This is a genomic window from Paraburkholderia sp. JHI2823 (genome assembly GCF_038900695.1).
Taxonomy (GTDB): Bacteria; Pseudomonadota; Gammaproteobacteria; order Burkholderiales; family Burkholderiaceae; genus Paraburkholderia; species Paraburkholderia mimosarum.
Window position 1 is genome coordinate 1 of the sequence record NZ_JAYMRY010000278.1, and the last position, 441, is coordinate 441.

At 43.5% G+C, this 441-nt stretch carries 1 protein-coding gene; it reads left to right on the forward strand.

All coding sequences use genetic code 11. The features are described 5' to 3' along the window. Positions 1-100: 100 nt before the first annotated feature. Positions 101-441, forward strand: a 341-nt coding sequence (locus VSR34_RS38665) for a hypothetical protein (RefSeq protein WP_342965266.1), incomplete at its 3' end; no start/stop codon positions are given.

Consider the following 441-nt stretch of genomic DNA (forward strand, 5'->3'; position numbering starts at 1 on the left):
GACTACGGATGACATTAACCTTCAATTTATGAACAAAGGGACCAGAATCTTTCGATCATGCCCTAACCTCTCCTCAGAATATTCAGATTGGTTGAATAAGGTGGAGAAGGCACAAACCTCCGTCTGGAAGGAAATGGGAATTTACGATTTGGTGATGCTGTCGAAGACAGGATTGTCTTATTATCCTCTCATGTTGGTATCTTCGCTATATTTCTGGGATATAGCATATTTTACCTTTCATCTTCCCTGTGGGATGGTGACCCCCACCCTCTTCGACATAGCCGCAATTACCGGTGTTCGATCGACTGGCGATTATTTCGATCATGAGGATTTGTCTGAAGATGTTATTGGGTTTGCAGCTACAAAACCCACCTACACCACTTTTATCAACCACTTCCATGATAAAGCCTCCAGTATTGTGTCGGAGGTGGAGCATATAGC